The organism is Rhizobium sp. AN5 (assembly GCF_900215255.1).
Classification (GTDB): Bacteria; Pseudomonadota; Alphaproteobacteria; order Rhizobiales; family Rhizobiaceae; genus Agrobacterium; species Agrobacterium tumefaciens.
Genome location: NZ_OCMJ01000004.1, coordinates 1,679,085 through 1,698,266, shown reverse-complemented (window position 1 = coordinate 1,698,266; position 19,182 = coordinate 1,679,085). Strand labels below are relative to the sequence as shown.

Genomic DNA, 19,182 nt, shown 5'->3' with positions numbered 1-19,182 from the left:
TCGTATAGTTCAATGAAAATACAAATAATACTATTATACGTAAAGTATATAATCTATCAGTGACTTAATATATTGAAATTTACCAAGGTATTTTGCAGGAAAAGGTGGCTGGCACGCAAGATTTCGGCCTTGGCATCAAGTCCTGGAAGGCAACCGCCCTGGTGTGGGCGGGTGCCGTTTTATCGGTGGCGGCGCATTTGTCGCGGTGAGGGCGGTCCCTCAGGCGAAACGGATGATGGCGACTTCGCCCTCGAGGGCGCCCTGATAGGCGGAAGCGTGCGGCTCTTCGTCCGGAACTTCAGTCAGCATGCCGATCTGGTCGAGGTCGGCTTCGATGAAACCTTCCTCCGAAAGCGCGTTCAGCGTTTCGCGTACGGCGGTGTCGTCGTCCGGCGCCCGCAGAATGACGTGGATGTCGATGCCTTCGGAATTGTCGTGCTCGTAAGCCTTGCCGATGACGATGAAGACCATCGGCTCGTCGCGTCCGTTGTCGTTGTCGGGGAGGTTGGTCATGACGCGGTTCCTTGATATGTCGTTGTGGAGTATGCGGGCCGGACGGAATCGGTCTTGCGCGCGGCGGTGCCAGCTCCGGCCCGCTTGAGGGAATCAATAGACGGATTTTGTGAAAAGCCAAAGGCCGGAGGTCAAAATCGCTGTTGCCGGCTGTGAGTTATGTTAGAAGGAGGGGGCAAAGGGCCTGTGCGCAGGCTTTGTGGCCTCGGGTGCCAGCGCAAAATGCGGATTCGCCCTTGACGAAAGCTGGCTAAAACAGTAGTACGCCCGCCATCGGAGCCTCTATCTGTGCTGGCCGTTCGGAAACGTTTTTCCCGAACATCATCTCAAATGAAGCTTCATTGCACGTAGAAGACACGAATGTTGCACGCAAGACGCCTCATCCGGCGTCCTCTGCTCTTGGTGGTCCATCCGTGAAAACGGATCGGGCCACGTTTTGCGCATGAGGATATATGCGTGCTTCGTCGCCGGAAACGGCATAGCCGCCACCCGTGAGGGTGGCTAAAGTAGTTTTTGCAAGGGATGGTTATATGCCTACCGTAAACCAGCTGATCCGTAAGCCCCGCCAGGCACAGGTAAAGCGCAACAAGGTTCCTGCACTTCAGGAAAACCCGCAGAAGCGTGGTGTTTGCACCCGCGTTTACACGACGACCCCGAAGAAGCCGAACTCGGCTCTGCGTAAGGTTGCCAAGATCCGTCTCACCAACGGCTTCGAAGTCATCGGCTACATTCCCGGCGAAGGTCACAACCTTCAGGAACACTCCGTGGTCATGATCCGCGGCGGCCGCGTAAAGGACTTGCCGGGTGTGCGTTACCACATCATCCGCGGTGTTCTCGATACCCAGGGCGTCAAGAACCGCAAGCAGCGCCGTTCGAAGTACGGTGCGAAGCGTCCGAAGTAATTTTCGGCAACAACAATCAGGCGCTGCGCGAGGTTCTCCGCGTGGTTTAGCGTCAATAACATTGAGAGACAAAGAATATGTCCCGTCGCCATAGTGCAGAAAAGCGTGAGATCAACCCGGACCCGAAGTTCGGCGATCTGGTCGTCACCAAGTTCATGAATGCCATCATGCTTCACGGCAAGAAGTCCGTCGCAGAAAGCATCGTTTACGGCGCGTTCGACGTCGTTCAGGGCAAGACGAAGCAGGAGCCGCTCGGCGTGTTCCACTCCGCCCTCGACAACGTTGCTCCGCACGTTGAAGTGCGTTCGCGTCGCGTTGGCGGTGCTACGTATCAGGTCCCGGTCGACGTTCGTCCGGAGCGCCGTCAGGCTCTCGCCATCCGCTGGCTGATCACTGCTGCTCGCAAGCGTAACGAAACGACCATGGTCGATCGCCTTTCCGGCGAACTCATGGACGCTGCGAACAACCGCGGTTCTGCCGTCAAGAAGCGTGAAGACACGCACAAGATGGCCGACGCAAACCGCGCATTCTCGCATTACCGCTGGTAATCTTAAACGGTCGCATATCGAAAGGCAGTCCATTATGGCTCGCGAATATAAAATCGAAGACTACCGCAATTTCGGTATCATGGCGCATATCGACGCCGGTAAGACGACGACCACCGAGCGTATTCTTTATTACACCGGTAAGTCGCACAAGATCGGCGAAGTTCATGATGGCGCTGCCACGATGGACTGGATGGAGCAGGAGCAGGAACGTGGTATCACCATCACGTCCGCTGCGACCACGACCTTCTGGAAGGGTCGCGATGGCAAGATGCGCCGTTTCAACATCATCGACACCCCCGGCCACGTTGACTTCACCATTGAAGTCGAGCGTTCGCTGCGCGTTCTCGACGGTGCCATCGCTCTTCTCGACGCCAACGCCGGTGTAGAGCCGCAGACGGAAACAGTCTGGCGTCAGGCTGAGAAGTACAACGTTCCGCGTATGATCTTCTGCAACAAGATGGACAAGACCGGTGCTGACTTCTACCGCTCGGTAGAAATGATCAAGACCCGTCTCGGCGCTACCGCCGTTGTCATGCAGCTGCCGATCGGCGCTGAGACCGAGTTCAAGGGCGTTATCGACCTGATCGAGATGAACGCACTCATCTGGCGCGACGAATCGCTCGGCGCTCAGTGGGACGTCGTCGAAATTCCTGAAGACATGAAGGCCAAGGCTGAAGAATATCGCGAAAAGCTGATCGAGACCGTTGTCGAGATCGACGAAGAAGCGATGGAAGACTACCTGAACGGCATCATGCCCGACAACGAGAAGATCCGTTCGCTCGTTCGCCGCGGCACCATCGACGTGAAGTTCCACCCGATGTTCTGCGGTACCGCGTTCAAGAACAAGGGCGTTCAGCCGCTTCTCGACGCCGTCGTCGACTACCTGCCTTCGCCGCTGGACATTCCCGCGATCAAGGGCATCGACTTCAAGACCGAAGCCGAAATCGAGCGTCATGCCGACGACAGCGAGCCGCTTTCCATGCTCGCGTTCAAGATCATGAACGACCCCTTCGTCGGTTCGCTGACCTTCGCCCGCATCTACTCCGGCAAGCTCGAAAAGGGCACGTCGGTCATCAACACGGTGAAGGACAAGCGCGAGCGCGTCGGCCGTATGCTGCAGATGCATTCCAACAGCCGTGAAGACATCGAAGAAGCCTTTGCCGGCGACATCGTTGCTCTGGCTGGCCTCAAGGAAACCACCACTGGCGATACGCTCTGCGATCCGCTGAGGCCGGTTATCCTCGAGCGCATGGAATTCCCCGAGCCGGTCATCCAGATCGCTATCGAGCCGAAGACCAAGGGCGACCAGGAAAAGATGGGCCTCGCGCTCAACCGCCTGGCTGCTGAAGATCCTTCGTTCCGCGTCAAGACGGATGAAGAATCCGGTCAGACGATCATCGCAGGCATGGGCGAACTTCACCTCGACATCCTCGTTGACCGTATGCGTCGCGAGTTCAAGGTTGAAGCAACCGTAGGTGCTCCGCAGGTTGCCTACCGCGAAACCATCACGCGTCAGCACGAAGAAGACTACACGCACAAGAAGCAGTCCGGTGGTACCGGTCAGTTCGCTCGCGTGAAGATCATCTTCGAACCGAACCCTGAAGGCGAAGAATTCAAGTTCGAATCCAAGATCGTCGGCGGTGCTGTTCCGAAGGAATACATCCCGGGCGTTCAGAAGGGTATCGAAAGCGTTCTGTCTTCCGGTCCGCTCGCTGGCTTCCCGATGCTGGGCGTCAAGGCTACCCTGATCGACGGCGCATACCACGATGTCGACTCCTCGGTTCTGGCGTTCGAAATCGCATCGCGTGCCTGCTTCCGTGAAGCAGCAAAGAAGGCTGGTGCACAGCTTCTCGAGCCGATGATGAAGGTCGAAGTCGTCACCCCTGAAGATTACGTCGGTGACGTGATCGGCGATCTGAACTCGCGTCGCGGTCAGATCCAGGGTCAGGAATCGCGTGGCATCACCATCGTGATCAGCGCACACGTTCCGCTCGCGAACATGTTCAAGTACGTCGACAACCTGCGCTCCATGTCGCAGGGCCGCGCGCAGTACTCGATGACGTTCGATCATTATTCGCCGGTTCCGTCGAACGTGGCGCAGGAAATCCAGGCAAAGTACTCCGGTCAGAAGTGATCGGGGTACGCCCCATCAGAGATTTGAAGATTATTCCCCTCAAGGGACAAGAATGGAGAGCCACTAATGGCAAAGAGCAAGTTTGAGCGCAATAAGCCGCACGTCAACATTGGCACGATCGGTCACGTCGACCACGGCAAGACGTCGTTGACTGCTGCGATCACGAAGTATTTCGGCGAGTTCAAGGCGTACGACCAGATCGACGCTGCTCCTGAAGAAAAGGCTCGCGGCATCACGATCTCGACGGCGCACGTCGAATACGAAACGCCGAACCGTCACTACGCACACGTCGACTGCCCCGGCCACGCCGACTACGTGAAGAACATGATCACCGGTGCTGCCCAGATGGACGGCGCGATCCTGGTTTGCTCTGCAGCTGACGGCCCGATGCCGCAGACGCGCGAGCACATCCTGCTTGCTCGCCAGGTTGGCGTTCCGGCGATCGTCGTGTTCCTCAACAAGGTCGACCAGGTTGACGACGCCGAGCTTCTCGAGCTCGTCGAACTGGAAGTTCGCGAACTTCTGTCGTCCTACGACTTCCCGGGCGACGATATTCCGATCGTCAAGGGTTCGGCACTTGCTGCTCTTGAAGATTCCGACAAGAAGATCGGTGAAGACGCAATCCGCGAGCTGATGGCTGCTGTTGACGCCTACATCCCGACGCCTGAGCGTCCGATCGACCAGCCGTTCCTGATGCCGATCGAAGACGTGTTCTCGATCTCTGGCCGTGGTACGGTTGTGACGGGTCGCGTTGAGCGCGGTATCGTCAAGGTTGGTGAAGAAGTCGAAATCGTCGGTATTCGTCCGACGTCGAAGACGACGGTTACCGGCGTTGAAATGTTCCGCAAGCTGCTCGACCAGGGCCAGGCTGGCGACAACATCGGTGCGCTCGTTCGCGGCGTTACCCGTGACGGCGTTGAGCGTGGTCAGATCCTGTGCAAGCCGGGTTCGGTCAAGCCGCACAAGAAGTTCATGGCAGAAGCCTACATCCTGACGAAGGAAGAAGGCGGCCGTCATACGCCGTTCTTCACGAACTACCGTCCGCAGTTCTACTTCCGTACGACTGACGTTACCGGTATCGTTTCGCTTCCTGAAGGCACGGAAATGGTTATGCCTGGCGACAACGTCACTGTTGAAGTCGAGCTGATCGTTCCGATCGCGATGGAAGAAAAGCTGCGCTTCGCTATCCGCGAAGGCGGCCGTACCGTCGGCGCCGGCATCGTCGCTTCTATCGTCGAGTAATTTCACGACGTTGAAATTCAGACCGGCGGCGGTGTTACCCACACCGCCGCCGGGCTTTTAGTAAAAAAGCCTGGCGGCGTTGCATTTTTAGTGCTTGAAAAATTCGGTGAAAGCGCGTAAACGCGCATTCACACTCACCCGCTGGATTCGCAAGCAATTGCGGAGCGCGGTGTTTTAGCAATACAGACTACTGAAATGATTGGGGTGCGACGCGCATCCCTCTCGATTTTTGAAAATCTGCGGCGCCACGATCAATAGAAGTTCATGTGTTTCCGCGTGCGGAAACGAATAACAAAGAACAAGGACAAGACGAATGAACGGCCAGAATATCCGTATCCGCCTCAAGGCGTTCGATCACCGGATCCTCGATGCCTCTACCCGTGAAATCGTGTCGACCGCAAAGCGCACCGGCGCCAGCGTTCGCGGCCCGGTTCCGCTCCCCACCCGCATCGAAAAGTTTACCGTCAACCGCTCTCCTCACGTTGATAAGAAGAGCCGTGAACAGTTCGAAATGCGGACGCACAAGCGTCTTCTCGATATCGTTGACCCCACCCCGCAGACCGTCGATGCTCTGATGAAGCTCGACCTGGCTGCCGGCGTTGACGTGGAAATCAAGCTCTAAGACTGGCCTGACCTCATCCAAGTGAGGGCCATATAACAAGGAAGGTACGTGGAGAAATCCAACGGCTTCCAATCCGGAGACCGGAAACATCGTGAGATGTCGAAGGGCACTCCTTAACAAAGGCCAAAAAGGGTTTTCCCTTCAAGGCTCGCAAGAGGATGAACCAATGCGTTCAGGTGTGATTGCACAGAAAGTGGGTATGACCCGCGTCTACAACGACGCTGGTGAACATATTCCAGTAACAGTATTGCGGATGGATAACGTACAGGTCGTTTCCCAGCGCACGGAAGACAAGAATGGCTACACCGCAGTTCAGCTCGGTGCCGGCCAGTCCAAGGTCAAAAACACGACGAAGGCGCTTCGCGGTCATTTTGCCGCTGCCAATGTCGAACCGAAAGCAAAGCTCGTCGAGTTCCGGGTTTCCCCCGAGAACCTGATCGATATCGGTGCAACACTGACCGCAACTCATTTTCAGGCCGGCCAGCTGGTCGACGTAACGGGAACCACGATCGGTAAGGGTTTTGCCGGTGCTATGAAGCGTCACAACTTCGGTGGTGGTCGCGCTTCGCACGGTAACTCCGTATCGCACCGTGCGCACGGTTCGACTGGTAACAACCAGGATCCGGGCCGCGTGTGGAAGGGCAAGCGCATGGCTGGTCATATGGGCCAGACGCGCGTTACGACCCAGAACCTCGAAGTCGTTTCGACCGATGAAGACCGTGGCCTGATCCTCGTTAAGGGTGCAGTTCCCGGTTCCAAGGGCGCCTGGATCATCGTCCGCGACGCCGTCAAGTCGGCCGCGAAGTAAGGGAGCCTTATCATGGAATTGAACGTCAAGACCCTCGAGGGAAAAGACGCCGGCAAGGTTTCTCTGTCGGACGAGATTTTCGGCCTCGATCCCCGTCAGGATATCCTGGCCCGTATGGTTCGCTGGCAGCTTGCAAAGAAGCAGCAGGGAACGCACAAGACCAAGACCCGTGCGGAAGTTTCCCGTACTGGTGCGAAGATGTACAAGCAGAAGGGTACGGGCCGCGCTCGTCACCATTCGGCTCGCGCACCGCAGTTCCGCGGCGGCGGCAAGGCCCACGGCCCGGTCGTTCGCAGCCACGCACACGACCTTCCCAAGAAGGTTCGCGCGCTTGCTCTGCGTCACGCTCTGTCTGCAAAGCTGAAGGCTGAAGATCTGATCATCGTCGATCAGCTCGTCGCGTCCGAAGCAAAGACCAAGGCTCTGCTGGGCAGCTTCGCTTCGCTTGGCCTGACCAACGCTCTCGTTATCGGTGGCGCAGAACTTGATGGCAACTTCAAGCTCGCAGCTCAGAACATCCCGAATGTGGACGTTCTGCCGGTTCAGGGCATCAATGTTTACGACATCCTGCGTCGTGGCAAGCTCGTGCTTTCCAAGGCTGCTGTAGAGGCTCTGGAGGAGCGGTTCAAATGACGGATCTTCGCCACTACGATGTGATCGTATCTCCTTCGATCACGGAAAAGTCGACGCTGGTATCCGAACAGAACCAGGTCGTATTCAACGTCGCCAAAAGCGCTTCCAAGCCTGAAATCAAGGCTGCCGTGGAAGCTCTCTTCGGCGTCAAAGTCACGGCTGTGAACACGCTTATCCGCAAGGGTAAGACCCGTCGTTTCCGTGGGTTCGCCGGTAAGCTGAAAGACGTCAAGAAAGCCGTCGTTACGCTCGCCGAAGGTCAATCCATCGACGTGTCCACCGGACTCTAAAGGTTAGGCCCAAGCGGGCAAAGACCCAAAAGGGAACAAGAATATGGCATTGAAAAGTTTCAATCCGACCACGCCGAGCCAGCGTCAGCTGGTTATCGTGGACCGCGCTTCGCTCTACAAGGGCAAGCCGGTAAAGGCTCTCACCCAGGGCCTCAGCTCCAAGGGTGGCCGCAACAACCAGGGCCGGATCACCGTCCGGTTCCAGGGTGGTGGTCACAAGCGGACCTACCGTCTGGTGGACTTCAAGCGTCGCAAGTTCGACGTTGAAGGCACCGTTGAACGTTTGGAATACGACCCTAACCGCACCGCGTTCATCGCGCTGGTTACGTATACCGACGGCGAACAGGCTTACATTCTCGCGCCACAGCGTCTCGCTGCCGGTGACAAGGTGATCGCCTCCGACAAGGCAGTGGACGTGAAGCCCGGCAACACCATGCCGCTTCAGTACATTCCGGTCGGTTCGATCATCCACAACGTCGAGATGAAGCCAGGTAAAGGCGGTCAGATTGCCCGCTCCGCCGGTACGTACGTCCAGCTCGTCGGCCGCGATGCCGGTATGGCTATCCTGCGTCTCAACTCGGGCGAACAGCGTCTGGTGCACGGCTCCTGCCTCGCATCGATCGGCGCAGTTTCGAACTCCGATCACGGCAACACCAACGATGGCAAGGCCGGTCGTTCGCGTTGGCGTGGCAAGCGTCCGCACGTTCGCGGCGTCGTCATGAACCCGGTCGACCACCCGCACGGTGGTGGTGAAGGTCGCACGTCGGGTGGTCGTCACCCGGTTACTCCGTGGGGTAAACCCACGAAGGGCAAGCGCACCCGTTCGAACAAGTCGACCGACAAGTTCATCATGCGTTCGCGCCATCAGCGCAAGAAGTAAGAGGAGAAGTCTCAAGTGGCTCGTTCAGTTTGGAAAGGTCCGTTTGTTGACGGCTATCTTCTCACTAAGGCTGAGAAGGTGCGCGAAAGCGGACGCAATGAAGTAATCAAGATCTGGAGCCGTCGCTCCACGATCCTGCCGCAGTTCGTCGGATTGACGTTTGGCGTCTACAACGGCAGCAAGCATGTGCCCGTCTCTGTCAATGAAGACATGGTCGGACACAAGTTCGGTGAATTCTCTCCGACCCGTACCTATTACGGTCACGGCGCGGACAAGAAGGCAAAGAGGAAGTAATCATGGCGAAGGCTAAGACCGAACGCCGGCTGAAGGACAATGAGGCTCAGGCCATTGCCCGTACGCTCCGCGTCAGCCCCCAGAAACTGAACCTGGTTGCCGCTCTTATCCGTGGCAAGAAGGTTGATCGCGCTCTCGCCGAGCTCGAATTCTCCCGCAAGCGCATCGCAGGGACCGTCAAGAAGACGCTCGAATCTGCGATTGCCAATGCGGAAAACAACCATGACCTCGACGTCGACGCTCTCGTCGTCGCCGAGGCCTATGTTGGCAAGTCCATCACCATGAAGCGTTTCCACGCTCGTGGCCGTGGTCGTGCATCCCGCATTGAAAAGCCGTTCTCTCACCTCACGATCGTTGTTCGTGAAGTTGAGGAAAAAGGGGAGGCCGCATAATGGGTCAGAAAATCAATCCGATCGGCTTCCGCCTCGGCATCAACCGTACCTGGGATAGCCGCTGGTACGCTGACACCGCTGAATACGGCAAGCTGCTGCATGAAGACCTGAAGATCCGGGCTTACCTGATCAAGGAACTCAAGCAGGCCGGTATCGCCAAGGTGGTCATCGAGCGTCCGCACAAGAAGTGCCGCGTTACGATCCATTCGGCTCGTCCGGGTCTCATCATCGGCAAGAAGGGCGCGGACATCGAGAAGCTTCGCAAGAAGCTTTCCGAGATGACCAACTCCGAAACGCACCTCAACATCGTTGAAGTGCGCAAGCCGGAAATCGACGCGACTCTCGTCGCTCAGTCGATCGCCCAGCAGCTCGAGCGCCGCGTGGCTTTCCGCCGTGCGATGAAGCGTTCGGTTCAGTCCGCAATGCGTCTTGGCGCCGAAGGCATCAAGATCACCTGCGGTGGCCGTCTCGGTGGCGCCGAAATCGCTCGTACCGAATGGTACCGCGAAGGACGCGTTCCGCTGCACACGCTGCGTGCGGACATCGACTACGGCACAGCTGAAGCGGAAACCGCGTTCGGCATCTGCGGCATCAAGGTCTGGATCTTCAAGGGCGAAATCCTTGAGCACGATCCGATGGCTTCTGAGCGTCGTGGTCTCGAAGGCGATGCTCAGGGCCCTGCAAGCCGTGAGCGTGGCGATCGTCCCGATCGTCGTCGCGAAAACGCTTGATTGACGCTGGCGAAAGATAAGCTCGGAGAAGTAAGAAAATGTTGCAGCCAAAGCGTACTAAGTACCGCAAGCAGTTCAAGGGACGCATCAAGGGCGTCGCCAAGGGCGGCTTTGACCTGGCATTCGGTGAATTCGGCTTGAAGTCGCAGGAACCGAACCGCGTGAACGCACGCGAGATCGAAGCGGCCCGCCGCGCGATCACGCGTTACATGAAGCGCGCAGGTCGTGTGTGGATCCGCGTATTCCCAGACGTTCCGGTAACGGCAAAGCCGACCGAAGTTCGTATGGGTAAGGGCAAGGGTTCGGTCGAATACTGGGCATGCAAGGTCAAGCCCGGTCGTATGATGTTCGAGATCGACGGTGTGTCCGAGGAGATCGCCCGCGAGGCGCTTCGTCTCGGCGCTGCCAAGCTCTCGGTCAAGACGCGCTTCGTACAGCGCATCGCAGAGTAAGGAGCAAGGCACATGAAAGCCGATGAAGTTCGCGGCCTCAGCGCCGACCAGCTCAAGGACAAGCTCGCCGATCTGAAGAAGGAGCAGTTCAACCTGCGCTTCCAGAAGGCGACTGGCCAGCTGGAGAAGTCCTCGCGCATCAACGAAGTCCGCAAGGACATCGCCCGCGTTAAAACCATTGCCCGCCAGAAGGCGGCAGAAGCCAAGGCCTAAGGAAAAATAATATGCCGAAACGCATTCTGCAGGGCGTCGTAGTGTCCGACAAGAACGAGAAGACTGTTGTAGTCCGGGTTGAGCGCCGATTCGCTCACCCGCTTCTCCAGAAGACCGTTCGCCGTTCGAAGAAGTACAAGGCACACGACGAAAACAATCAGTATAAGGTCGGCGATGTCGTTTCCATCGAGGAATGCGCACCGATCTCCAAGGACAAGCGCTGGACGGTCGTTTCCGCCCAGGCTTAATTTCATCAGAATCGCGCCAGGGCTCTTGTACTTGGCGCGAAATACTGTATGAAGCACCGCAAGGACGCTCGTGAATCGAGCGTCTTTTGCTTTGATGCGCACGGAAGGTCCGTTTAGGAAACCACCCTGTCACGACATTTCCGCGCAAAAAAAGAGACATTCATAAGCTGGGGCAGGGGGCTCACTCGGGAGAGTTTGCCCAACCGTTCCGGTAACAACAAGAAGGCGACCTGACATGATTCAGATGCAAACAAACCTCGACGTGGCGGATAATTCCGGCGCACGTCGTGTCATGTGCATCAAGGTGCTGGGCGGCTCGAAGCGCAAATATGCTTCTGTTGGCGACATTATTGTCGTTTCCATCAAGGAAGCTATTCCGCGCGGCCGCGTCAAGAAGGGCGATGTGATGAAGGCGGTTGTCGTTCGCACCGCCAAGGACATCCGTCGCGCTGACGGCAGCGTCATCCGTTTCGATAACAACGCAGCCGTTCTTATCGACAACAAGAAAGAGCCCATCGGCACCCGTATCTTCGGACCGGTTCCGCGCGAACTTCGCGCCAAGAACCACATGAAGATCATCTCGCTGGCTCCGGAAGTACTGTAAGGAGCGTATGCGATGCAGAAAATTCGTAAAGGCGACAACGTTGTCGTATTGACCGGTAAGGACAAGGGCCGTACCGGCGAAGTAATCCAGGTTTTGCCGAAGGAAGATCGGGCCGTTGTGCGTGGCGTTAACATGGTGAAGCGTCACCAGCGCCAGACCCAGGCTCAGGAAGCTGGCATCATCAACAAGGAAGCGTCCTTGCACATCTCCAATATTGCCATCGTCGATAAGGATGGCAAGCCGACCCGCGTTGGCTTTACTGTTGTAGACGGCAAGAAGGTCCGCGTGGCCAAGCGTTCGGGAGAAGTGATCGATGGCTGATAAGTACGAGCCGCGTCTCAAGACGGAGTACGTTTCCCGTATCCGTGGCGCCATGCAGGAGAAGTTCTCCTACGCCAACGTGATGATGATCCCGAAGCTTGAAAAGATCGTGATCAACATGGGTGTTGGCGAGGCAACTGCCGACTCCAAGAAGCCAACCATTGCTGCCGGTGACCTGGCTGCGATTGCCGGCCAGAAGCCGGTTGTTACCCGCGCTCGCAACTCGATCGCTGGTTTCAAGGTTCGCGAAGGCATGCCGATCGGTGCGAAGGTTACCCTTCGTGGCGCCCGCATGTATGAATTCCTTGATCGCCTGGTCAACATCGCGCTGCCGCGCGTTCGCGACTTCCGGGGTCTGAACCCGAAGAGCTTTGACGGCCGTGGCAACTTCGCCATGGGCATCAAGGAACACATTGTGTTCCCTGAGATCAACTACGATAAGGTTGATCAGATGTGGGGCATGGACATCATCGTTTGCACGACGGCGACGTCGGACGACGAAGCACGGGCTCTGCTTACAGAGTTCAACTTCCCGTTCCGTCACTAACCGTAACGACGAGCGTAGAAAAGGAACTCCGATATGGCGAAAACAAGCGCAGTTGAAAAGAACAAGCGCCGCCGCAAGTCGGTCGCCCAGCAGGCCACCAAGCGGGCTGCACTGAAGGCGATCGTGATGAACCAGTCCCTTCCGATCGAAGACCGGTTCAAGGCCACTCTGAAGCTCGCTTCGCTGCCGCGTGACGGCTCGAAGACGCGTATCCGCAACCGCTGCGAAGTAACGGGCCGTCCGCGCGCGTTCTATCGCAAACTCAAGATGTCGCGTATCGCGCTTCGTGAGCTGGGCAATTCCGGCAAGGTGCCGGGCATTGTCAAGTCGAGCTGGTAAGGAGACGGGCACATGACCATGACTGATCCTTTGGGTGATATGCTCACCCGCATCCGCAATGGTGCTGCTCGCCGTAAGTCTTCGGTAAGCACGCCTGCTTCCAGCCTCCGCGCACGCGTTCTCGACGTGCTGCAGGCTGAAGGCTACATTCGCGGTTATTCCAAGGTCGATTTCGAAAACGGCAAGGCCGAATTCACGATCGAACTGAAGTACTACGAAGGCGCGTCCGTGATCCGTGAGATCGGCCGCGTTTCCAAGCCGGGCCGCCGAGTTTATGTCTCGGTTAAGTCCATTCCGCAGGTCGCGAACGGCCTCGGCATCACCATCCTTTCGACCCCGAAGGGCGTGATGGCCGATCACCAAGCTCGCGAACAGAACGTTGGTGGCGAGGTTCTTTGCTCGGTCTTCTAAGACCCGAGCACGGATCTCCATAACGAACAGACAGGATTGAACAATGTCTCGTATCGGTAAAAAGCCCGTTCAGGTTCCAGCAGGTGTTACGGCCAATGTCGACGGCCAGAAGGTCACTGCTAAGGGCCCGAAGGGTGAACTGTTTTTCGTCGCTAATGACGACATCCAGCTGAAACTCGAAGATAATGGCGTTTCCGTAACGCCGGCCAACAACACCAAGGAAGCTCGTTCCAAGTGGGGCATGTCCCGCACGATGATCGAGAACATCTTCAAGGGTGTTAAGGACGGCTACGAACGCAAGCTCGAAATCAACGGCGTCGGTTACCGTGCCGCCCTGCAGGGCAAGAACCTGCAGCTGGCTCTCGGTTTCAGCCACGATGTTGTTTACGAGCCTCCGGTCGGCATCACCATTGCCGTTCCGAAGCCGACGGAAATCATCGTTTCCGGCATCAACAAGCAGCAGGTTGGCCAGGTTGCCGCGGAAATCCGCGAATACCGTGGTCCCGAGCCCTACAAGGGCAAGGGCGTGAAGTACGCTGAAGAGCGTATCGTCCGCAAAGAAGGCAAGAAGAAGTAAGGATCACGCGAAATGGCTAGCAGGAAAGAAGCACTTGCACGTCGCGCGAGCCGTGTGCGCCGCCAGATCAAGGCGGTTGCCAATGGCCGCCCGCGCCTGTCGGTTCATCGCTCGTCGAAGAACATCTACGCTCAGATCATCGATGACGTTGCTGGCAAGACGCTTGCGTCTGCCTCCACGCTCGAAGCCGATCTGCGCGGCTCGCTCAAGACCGGCGCCGACGTTGCAGCAGCAGCTGTCGTAGGCAAGCTGGTTGCAGAGCGTGGCGTCAAGGCTGGCGTCAAGGATGTCGTATTCGACCGTGGCGCATTCATCTATCACGGCCGTATCAAGGCTGTGGCAGAAGCTGCCCGCGAAGGCGGTCTGAACTTCTGAGTGCTTGACCCTTTCGATTATTTGCAATCGAAAGAAAGGATCATGCACCACTTAAGATTCTGCAGCGTCCTTTGCGTGTCGGTTTCGACACGCGGCGCTGCAGTTTCCGCCCTGACAACGATCCGGGCGGAATTTCACCGGGCCATGCGGGTCTCTTCATCGAGGCCGGTGGTCTTTTCGTTTGCCGTTCCACCCGTAAAAGAAAAAGGACAAGGACAATGGCACAGGAAAAAAGAGGTTCTCGCGACGATCGCCAGAACCGTGAAGAACGCGATAGCGAATTCGTCGACAAGCTGGTCGCGATCAACCGCGTTGCAAAGGTTGTTAAGGGTGGCCGTCGCTTTGGCTTCGCCGCTCTCGTCGTCGTTGGCGACCAGAAGGGCCGCGTTGGCTTCGGTCACGGCAAGGCTCGCGAAGTTCCGGAAGCCATCCGTAAGGCAACCGAGAGCGCAAAGCGCGATCTGATCTTCGTTCCGCTGCGCGATGGTCGCACGCTGCATCACGACGTCAATGGCCGTCACGGCGCAGGCAAGGTTCTGCTGCGTTCGGCCAAGGCAGGTACCGGTATCATCGCCGGTGGTCCGATGCGCGCTGTTTTCGAAACGCTGGGCGTTCATGACGTTGTTGCCAAGTCGACCGGTTCTTCGAACCCGTACAACATGGTTCGCGCAACGTTCGACGCTCTGAAGCATCAGGTTCATCCTAAGGACATCGCTGCACAGCGTGGTCTCAAGTATGCGACCCTTCAGTCTCGCCGTGCCGCTTCCGGCAACGCTTCTGAAGAATAAGGAGCTGGATCATGGCCAAGAAGACTACTGAAGCCAAAAAGACTGTTACGGTCGAACAGATCGGCAGCCCTATCCGCCGCCCGGCAATCCAGCGTCAGACGCTGGTCGGTCTGGGTCTCAACAAGATGCACCGTCAGCGCACCCTGGAAGATACTCCTGCGGTTCGCGGCATGATCCGTGCGGTCCAGCATCTCGTTCGCGTCGTTGACGAGAAGTGAGACGGAGTAACCTATCATGAAACTCAATGAAATCAGAGACAACGAAGGCTCCACCAAGGACCGTATCCGCGTAGGTCGCGGTATCGGTTCCGGCAAGGGCAAGACAGGTGGTCGCGGTGTGAAGGGTCAGAAGGCTCGTTCGGGCGTCGCCATCAACGGTTTTGAAGGCGGTCAGATGCCAATCTACCGTCGTCTTCCGAAGCGCGGTTTTAACAACATTTTCGCTTCCGAATTTGCTGTTGTATCGCTCGGCCGCATTCAGACCGCCATCGACGCCAAGAAGCTCGACGCTTCCGCAACGATCGATGCTGCTGCTCTCAAGGCTGCTGGCGTTATCCGTCGCACCAAGGACGGCGTTCGCATTCTCGCTGACGGCGAACTGACGAGCAAGGTTGCTTTTGAAGTTGCCGGCGCTTCCAAGCCTGCACTCGAAAAGATTGAGAAGGCTGGCAGCTCTATCAAGCTTCTCGCAGTTGCAGCTGAAGCTTCCGAGTAATATATAGACTTCAGACGCCCGGGGCATAGTCGCTCCGGGCGTTTGCGCTCCCTGGCTTATGATGCTCTCGATTTAAATCGATTTATTGTGGCATTATGGCAAACTCTTCGCGGTGCAGCTGTTATGCGCGCCACATGCGGCATAAAGTGCCGCAGGGAGAGCCTCACAGTTCTTGAACTTCCTTGAGGGAGGGGATAGGACATAAAAAAACAGGGTGAGGCATGATGGCGGCGCAAAGCCGTGTTCGTCCGAAGCCCGTTTTTGAACCGGTATTTTTAGACCTTTCCGCATTGGCCGGTTTCGCTGGCCGGCAAGGGTCATTCGGAGAAATTTATGGCTTCAGCAGCGGAACAACTGGCTTCGAACCTGAATTTTTCGACCTTCGCTAAGGCGGAGGATCTGAAAAAGCGTCTCTGGTTTACTCTTGCCGCACTTCTCGTCTACCGTCTTGGTACCCACATTCCGCTTCCGGGTCTGAACCCAGAAGCCTATTCGCAGGCCTTCCGTGGCCAGGCCAATGGTATTCTCGGTCTTTTCAACATGTTTGCGGGTGGCGCCGTCGAGCGCATGGCAATCTTTGCCCTCGGCATCATGCCTTACATCTCCGCTTCGATCATCGTGCAGCTCATGACCTCGGTCGTGCCTTCGCTCGAAGCGTTGAAGAAGGAAGGCGAAGCCGGACGTAAGATCATCAACCAGTACACGCGCTACGGCACGGTACTGCTTGGCACCCTGCAGGCCTACGGCATCGCTGTCGGCCTTGAGAGCGGCAACGGCCTCGTAGTCGATCCTGGCCTGTTCTTCCGTATTTCCACCGTCATCACGCTACTCGGCGGCACGATGTTCCTGATGTGGCTTGGCGAACAGATTACCTCGCGCGGCATCGGCAACGGTATTTCGCTCATCATCTTTGCCGGTATTGCCGCAGGTCTGCCCAAGGCGCTTGCCGGCACGCTGGAACTCGGCCGCACCGGTGCGCTGTCGACAACGCTCATCCTCATGGTCGTTATCGTGGCAATCGGCGTCATCGCGCTGATCGTTTTCGTGGAACGCGCCCAGCGCCGTCTGCTGATACAATATCCGAAACGTCAGGTCGGCAACCGGATGTTCCAGGGCGATACCTCGCATCTGCCGCTGAAGCTCAACACGGCTGGCGTTATTCCCGCGATCTTCGCATCCTCGCTGCTGCTTTTGCCTGCGACGGCTGCCGGTTTTGCCGGAAACACCAACCTGCCGGGCTGGGCAACCTCGATCATCGCGTCGCTGCAGCATGGACAGCCGCTGTTCATGGCGCTCTACGGCCTGCTCATCGCGTTCTTTGCATTTTTCTACACGGCTATCGTCTTCAATCCGAAGGACACGGCCGATAACCTCAAGAAGCACGGCGGCTTCATTCCGGGCATTCGTCCGGGCGAGCGCACCGCGGAGTACATCGATTACGTTCTGACCCGTATCACGGTTGTCGGCGCTGTTTATCTTGTCTTCGTGTGTATCCTTCCTGAGACACTTATCGCACGTACGGGCATTCCATTAGCCCTTGGTGGTACTTCGCTTTTGATCGTTGTCAGTGTAACTCTGGACACGGTTGCGCAAATTCAGGGTCACCTGATCGCGCAGCAGTATGAAGGACTGATCAAGAAGTCGAAGTTGCGTGGAGGAAAGAGGGGACGATGAGACTGATATTTTTAGGTCCGCCGGGTGCGGGCAAGGGAACCCAGGCCAAACGCCTGACTGACAAGTACGGGATCCCGCAGCTTTCCACCGGTGACATGCTTCGCGCTGCGGTTAGCGCGGGCACGGAAATAGGCAAGCGCGCCAAGGCCGTCATGGACGCCGGCGGGCTGGTTTCCGACGATATCGTCAATCAGATCGTTTCCGAACGCATCGAAGCTCCAGACTGTGCCAAGGGTTTCATTCTCGATGGCTATCCGCGCACCGTTCCGCAGGCCAAGGCGCTTGCCGAGAACATGCACAAGAAGAACGTCGCCCTCGATGCCGTCATCGAACTGAAGGTGGACGAGGAGGCGCTGATTCGCCGAATCGAAAATCGCGTTGCAGAGACCATCGCTGCCGGTGGCACGGTTCGTTCCGACGACAATCCGGAAGCCTTCCGCAAGCGGCTGACGGAATATCGCGAGAAGACTGCGCCGCTGTCGCAATATTACAGCGAGCAGGGCGAACTTGTGACACTGGATGGCATGGCTGATGTCGATGCCGTCACCGCGGCCATCGAACGGGTTCTGGAAAAGGCCTCGGCCTGATGGTTGGAGCGGGATGGTGAAAACCGCAGGCGGTTTTCCCGGCAAATCCTGTGCTCCTGATATGGCGTATCCTTTGGATCGCAAAAGAATCTTGGCGGAGCCGGTTGCTTTTTAGCGCTGATTCCGTTAAACACCGCGCCAACTCGCGACATCCCAAGCGACTGGCGCGGATTTCCCTTAAGGGAGGGAAATCCGGGTTCGGTCGTTTTGACTTGTCACGGACATCAATTTTGAACTGGCGGTCGTGTCGGCCGCTCGAATGGAATCACCACTTGCCGGATGGCAACTGGAACCAAGGAGAAAAGACGTGGCACGTATCGCTGGCGTCAACATCCCGACTGCAAAGCGCGTTGTTATTGCGCTGACGTATATTCACGGGATTGGTCCGAAATTCGCGCAGGAAATCATGGACAAGGTCGGTCTTCCGGCTGACAAGCGCGTTCATCAGCTTACGGATGCTGAAGTTCTTCAGATCCGCGAAGCCATTGACCGCGACTATCAGGTCGAAGGCGATCTTCGTCGCGAGACCTCGATGAACATCAAGCGTCTGATGGACCTCGGCTGCTACCGCGGCCTGCGTCACCGTCGTGGCCTTCCGGTCCGCGGTCAGCGCACGCACACCAACGCCCGCACCCGTAAGGGTCCGGCGAAGGCTATCGCTGGTAAGAAGAAGTAATTTTCCGGTTCTCCGGAAAGGAGAGGCTGGTGCGGTCTGCGCCAGCCTTTCTGAGTTTGGCGTGAAGCTCGGAAACGGGTCGATCGCCGGTGTAGCCGCTGGTGTTACGGCGGTGAAGAGATCAATGAAAGGTATAAAATGGCCAAGGAAGCCGCACGCGTTCGCCGTCGCGAACGTAAAAATATCACGTCGGGCGTCGCGCATGTCAACTCGACCTTCAACAACACGATGATCACCATCACCGACGCACAGGGCAATGCTATTGCCTGGTCGTCCGCTGGTGCCAAGGGCTTCAAGGGTTCGCGCAAGTCGACCCCGTTTGCTGCCCAGATCGCTGCTGAAGATTGCGCGAAGAAGGCTCAGGAACACGGCATGAAGTCGCTTGAAGTTGAAGTTTGCGGTCCGGGTTCCGGCCGTGAATCGGCACTTCGCGCTCTGCAGGCTGCCGGTTTCATGATCACTTCCATTCGCGACGTGACGCCGATCCCGCACAACGGTTGCCGTCCGCGCAAGAAGCGCCGCGTCTGACGCGACCGTGGTTCGGAAATTCCGCCTTTCCTTCGGTCTGGCGGAATTTTCGTGTATCTGGCGTGTGCGCGTCGATTTCGATCGACGGACTTGCGCTCAAGAACCCACTGATGAACCGCGGAATTAGGTTCCTCTCAGT

At 57.3% G+C, this 19,182-nt stretch carries 30 protein-coding genes; 29 read left to right on the top strand and 1 reads right to left on the bottom strand.

Features of this window, described 5'->3' with window-relative positions; genetic code table 11:
- Positions 1 to 219 precede the first annotated feature (219 nt).
- Positions 220 to 513: a hypothetical protein gene (locus CRP02_RS20990; RefSeq protein ID WP_003519341.1), complete on the bottom strand. Its 294-nt coding sequence runs from the start codon at positions 511 to 513 to the stop codon at positions 220 to 222.
- Positions 514 to 1,043: 530 nt separating this feature from the next.
- Here CRP02_RS20990 and rpsL point away from each other — a divergent pair.
- The 29 genes from rpsL (at position 1,044) to rpsK (ending at position 19,043) form a co-directional block, all read left to right on the top strand.
- A complete protein-coding gene (rpsL, locus tag CRP02_RS20985) occupies positions 1,044 to 1,415 on the top strand; it encodes a 30S ribosomal protein S12 (RefSeq protein WP_003507760.1) in 372 nt (123 codons plus the stop codon).
- Between the two features lie 77 nt (positions 1,416 to 1,492).
- Positions 1,493 to 1,963, top strand: a complete 471-nt coding sequence (gene rpsG, locus CRP02_RS20980) for a 30S ribosomal protein S7 (protein ID WP_003507761.1) — start codon at positions 1,493 to 1,495, stop codon at positions 1,961 to 1,963.
- A 34-nt stretch (positions 1,964 to 1,997) separates the two neighbouring features.
- On the top strand, positions 1,998 to 4,097 hold the full coding sequence (gene fusA / locus CRP02_RS20975; RefSeq protein ID WP_097172176.1) for an elongation factor G: 2,100 nt from the start codon (positions 1,998 to 2,000) through the stop codon (positions 4,095 to 4,097).
- 66 nt (positions 4,098 to 4,163) lie between these two features.
- Positions 4,164 to 5,339 carry an elongation factor Tu gene (gene tuf / locus CRP02_RS20970; protein WP_013636434.1) on the top strand — a complete coding sequence of 392 codons (1,176 nt, stop codon included), beginning with the start codon at positions 4,164 to 4,166 and terminating at the stop codon, positions 5,337 to 5,339.
- Positions 5,340 to 5,652: 313 nt separating this feature from the next.
- Positions 5,653 to 5,961 (top strand): 30S ribosomal protein S10, encoded by a 309-nt coding sequence (gene rpsJ / locus CRP02_RS20965; RefSeq protein WP_003507767.1) that lies wholly within the window; start codon positions 5,653 to 5,655, stop codon positions 5,959 to 5,961.
- 166 nt (positions 5,962 to 6,127) lie between these two features.
- On the top strand, positions 6,128 to 6,769 hold the full coding sequence (rplC, locus tag CRP02_RS20960; protein ID WP_003516149.1) for a 50S ribosomal protein L3: 642 nt from the start codon (positions 6,128 to 6,130) through the stop codon (positions 6,767 to 6,769).
- A 12-nt stretch (positions 6,770 to 6,781) separates the two neighbouring features.
- Positions 6,782 to 7,402, top strand: a complete 621-nt coding sequence (gene rplD / locus CRP02_RS20955; RefSeq protein ID WP_003516147.1) for a 50S ribosomal protein L4 — start codon at positions 6,782 to 6,784, stop codon at positions 7,400 to 7,402.
- Positions 7,399 to 7,692, top strand: coding sequence for a 50S ribosomal protein L23 (locus CRP02_RS20950; RefSeq protein WP_003495178.1), 294 nt, complete (start codon positions 7,399 to 7,401; stop codon positions 7,690 to 7,692). Before rplD ends, CRP02_RS20950 begins: the two co-directional genes overlap by 4 nt.
- 43 nt (positions 7,693 to 7,735) lie before the next feature.
- Positions 7,736 to 8,572, top strand: a complete 837-nt coding sequence (gene rplB, locus CRP02_RS20945) for a 50S ribosomal protein L2 (RefSeq protein WP_003516146.1) — start codon at positions 7,736 to 7,738, stop codon at positions 8,570 to 8,572.
- Positions 8,573 to 8,587: 15 nt separating this feature from the next.
- Complete coding sequence (gene rpsS, locus CRP02_RS20940) at positions 8,588 to 8,866, top strand: 30S ribosomal protein S19 (RefSeq protein WP_003507772.1); 279 nt, start codon at positions 8,588 to 8,590, stop codon at positions 8,864 to 8,866.
- A gap of 2 nt (positions 8,867 to 8,868) precedes the next feature.
- Positions 8,869 to 9,258, top strand: a complete 390-nt coding sequence (gene rplV, locus CRP02_RS20935; protein ID WP_003495184.1) for a 50S ribosomal protein L22 — start codon at positions 8,869 to 8,871, stop codon at positions 9,256 to 9,258.
- Complete coding sequence (gene rpsC, locus CRP02_RS20930) at positions 9,258 to 9,989, top strand: 30S ribosomal protein S3 (RefSeq protein ID WP_003516138.1); 732 nt, start codon at positions 9,258 to 9,260, stop codon at positions 9,987 to 9,989. Before rplV ends, rpsC begins: the two co-directional genes overlap by 1 nt.
- 38 nt (positions 9,990 to 10,027) lie before the next feature.
- Positions 10,028 to 10,441 (top strand): 50S ribosomal protein L16, encoded by a 414-nt coding sequence (gene rplP / locus CRP02_RS20925; protein ID WP_003516136.1) that lies wholly within the window; start codon positions 10,028 to 10,030, stop codon positions 10,439 to 10,441.
- A gap of 12 nt (positions 10,442 to 10,453) precedes the next feature.
- Entirely contained in the window at positions 10,454 to 10,654 is a 201-nt protein-coding gene (rpmC, locus tag CRP02_RS20920; RefSeq protein ID WP_003495193.1) for a 50S ribosomal protein L29, read from the top strand.
- 11 nt (positions 10,655 to 10,665) lie between these two features.
- Positions 10,666 to 10,902, top strand: a complete 237-nt coding sequence (gene rpsQ / locus CRP02_RS20915; protein WP_003495195.1) for a 30S ribosomal protein S17 — start codon at positions 10,666 to 10,668, stop codon at positions 10,900 to 10,902.
- 235 nt (positions 10,903 to 11,137) lie between these two features.
- A complete protein-coding gene (rplN, locus tag CRP02_RS20910; RefSeq protein ID WP_003495199.1) occupies positions 11,138 to 11,506 on the top strand; it encodes a 50S ribosomal protein L14 in 369 nt (122 codons plus the stop codon).
- Between the two features lie 12 nt (positions 11,507 to 11,518).
- Positions 11,519 to 11,827 (top strand): 50S ribosomal protein L24, encoded by a 309-nt coding sequence (rplX, locus tag CRP02_RS20905; protein ID WP_003516133.1) that lies wholly within the window; start codon positions 11,519 to 11,521, stop codon positions 11,825 to 11,827.
- Entirely contained in the window at positions 11,820 to 12,374 is a 555-nt protein-coding gene (gene rplE, locus CRP02_RS20900; RefSeq protein ID WP_003495201.1) for a 50S ribosomal protein L5, read from the top strand. The genes rplX and rplE overlap by 8 nt, the downstream gene beginning before the upstream one ends.
- Before the next feature lie 33 nt (positions 12,375 to 12,407).
- Positions 12,408 to 12,713, top strand: coding sequence for a 30S ribosomal protein S14 (gene rpsN / locus CRP02_RS20895; protein WP_003495202.1), 306 nt, complete (start codon positions 12,408 to 12,410; stop codon positions 12,711 to 12,713).
- A 12-nt stretch (positions 12,714 to 12,725) separates the two neighbouring features.
- Complete coding sequence (gene rpsH, locus CRP02_RS20890; RefSeq protein ID WP_003516131.1) at positions 12,726 to 13,124, top strand: 30S ribosomal protein S8; 399 nt, start codon at positions 12,726 to 12,728, stop codon at positions 13,122 to 13,124.
- A 43-nt stretch (positions 13,125 to 13,167) separates the two neighbouring features.
- Entirely contained in the window at positions 13,168 to 13,701 is a 534-nt protein-coding gene (gene rplF / locus CRP02_RS20885) for a 50S ribosomal protein L6 (RefSeq protein WP_003516129.1), read from the top strand.
- A gap of 12 nt (positions 13,702 to 13,713) precedes the next feature.
- A complete protein-coding gene (gene rplR / locus CRP02_RS20880; RefSeq protein WP_003516127.1) occupies positions 13,714 to 14,076 on the top strand; it encodes a 50S ribosomal protein L18 in 363 nt (120 codons plus the stop codon).
- Between the two features lie 218 nt (positions 14,077 to 14,294).
- Positions 14,295 to 14,864 (top strand): 30S ribosomal protein S5, encoded by a 570-nt coding sequence (gene rpsE / locus CRP02_RS20875; RefSeq protein WP_003516126.1) that lies wholly within the window; start codon positions 14,295 to 14,297, stop codon positions 14,862 to 14,864.
- Positions 14,865 to 14,875: 11 nt separating this feature from the next.
- Positions 14,876 to 15,082 carry a 50S ribosomal protein L30 gene (gene rpmD / locus CRP02_RS20870; protein ID WP_003495212.1) on the top strand — a complete coding sequence of 69 codons (207 nt, stop codon included), beginning with the start codon at positions 14,876 to 14,878 and terminating at the stop codon, positions 15,080 to 15,082.
- Positions 15,083 to 15,098: 16 nt separating this feature from the next.
- Entirely contained in the window at positions 15,099 to 15,578 is a 480-nt protein-coding gene (gene rplO, locus CRP02_RS20865; protein ID WP_003516125.1) for a 50S ribosomal protein L15, read from the top strand.
- 333 nt (positions 15,579 to 15,911) lie between these two features.
- A complete protein-coding gene (gene secY / locus CRP02_RS20860) occupies positions 15,912 to 17,252 on the top strand; it encodes a preprotein translocase subunit SecY (RefSeq protein ID WP_097172175.1) in 1,341 nt (446 codons plus the stop codon).
- The gene (locus tag CRP02_RS20855) at positions 17,249 to 17,839 is read left to right on the top strand and encodes an adenylate kinase (protein WP_003516123.1); all 591 of its coding nucleotides are present in this window, start codon (positions 17,249 to 17,251) and stop codon (positions 17,837 to 17,839) included. Before secY ends, CRP02_RS20855 begins: the two co-directional genes overlap by 4 nt.
- Before the next feature lie 307 nt (positions 17,840 to 18,146).
- A complete protein-coding gene (gene rpsM / locus CRP02_RS20850; RefSeq protein ID WP_003516122.1) occupies positions 18,147 to 18,515 on the top strand; it encodes a 30S ribosomal protein S13 in 369 nt (122 codons plus the stop codon).
- A gap of 138 nt (positions 18,516 to 18,653) precedes the next feature.
- On the top strand, positions 18,654 to 19,043 hold the full coding sequence (gene rpsK, locus CRP02_RS20845; RefSeq protein WP_003495225.1) for a 30S ribosomal protein S11: 390 nt from the start codon (positions 18,654 to 18,656) through the stop codon (positions 19,041 to 19,043).
- Positions 19,044 to 19,182: the final 139 nt, after the last annotated feature.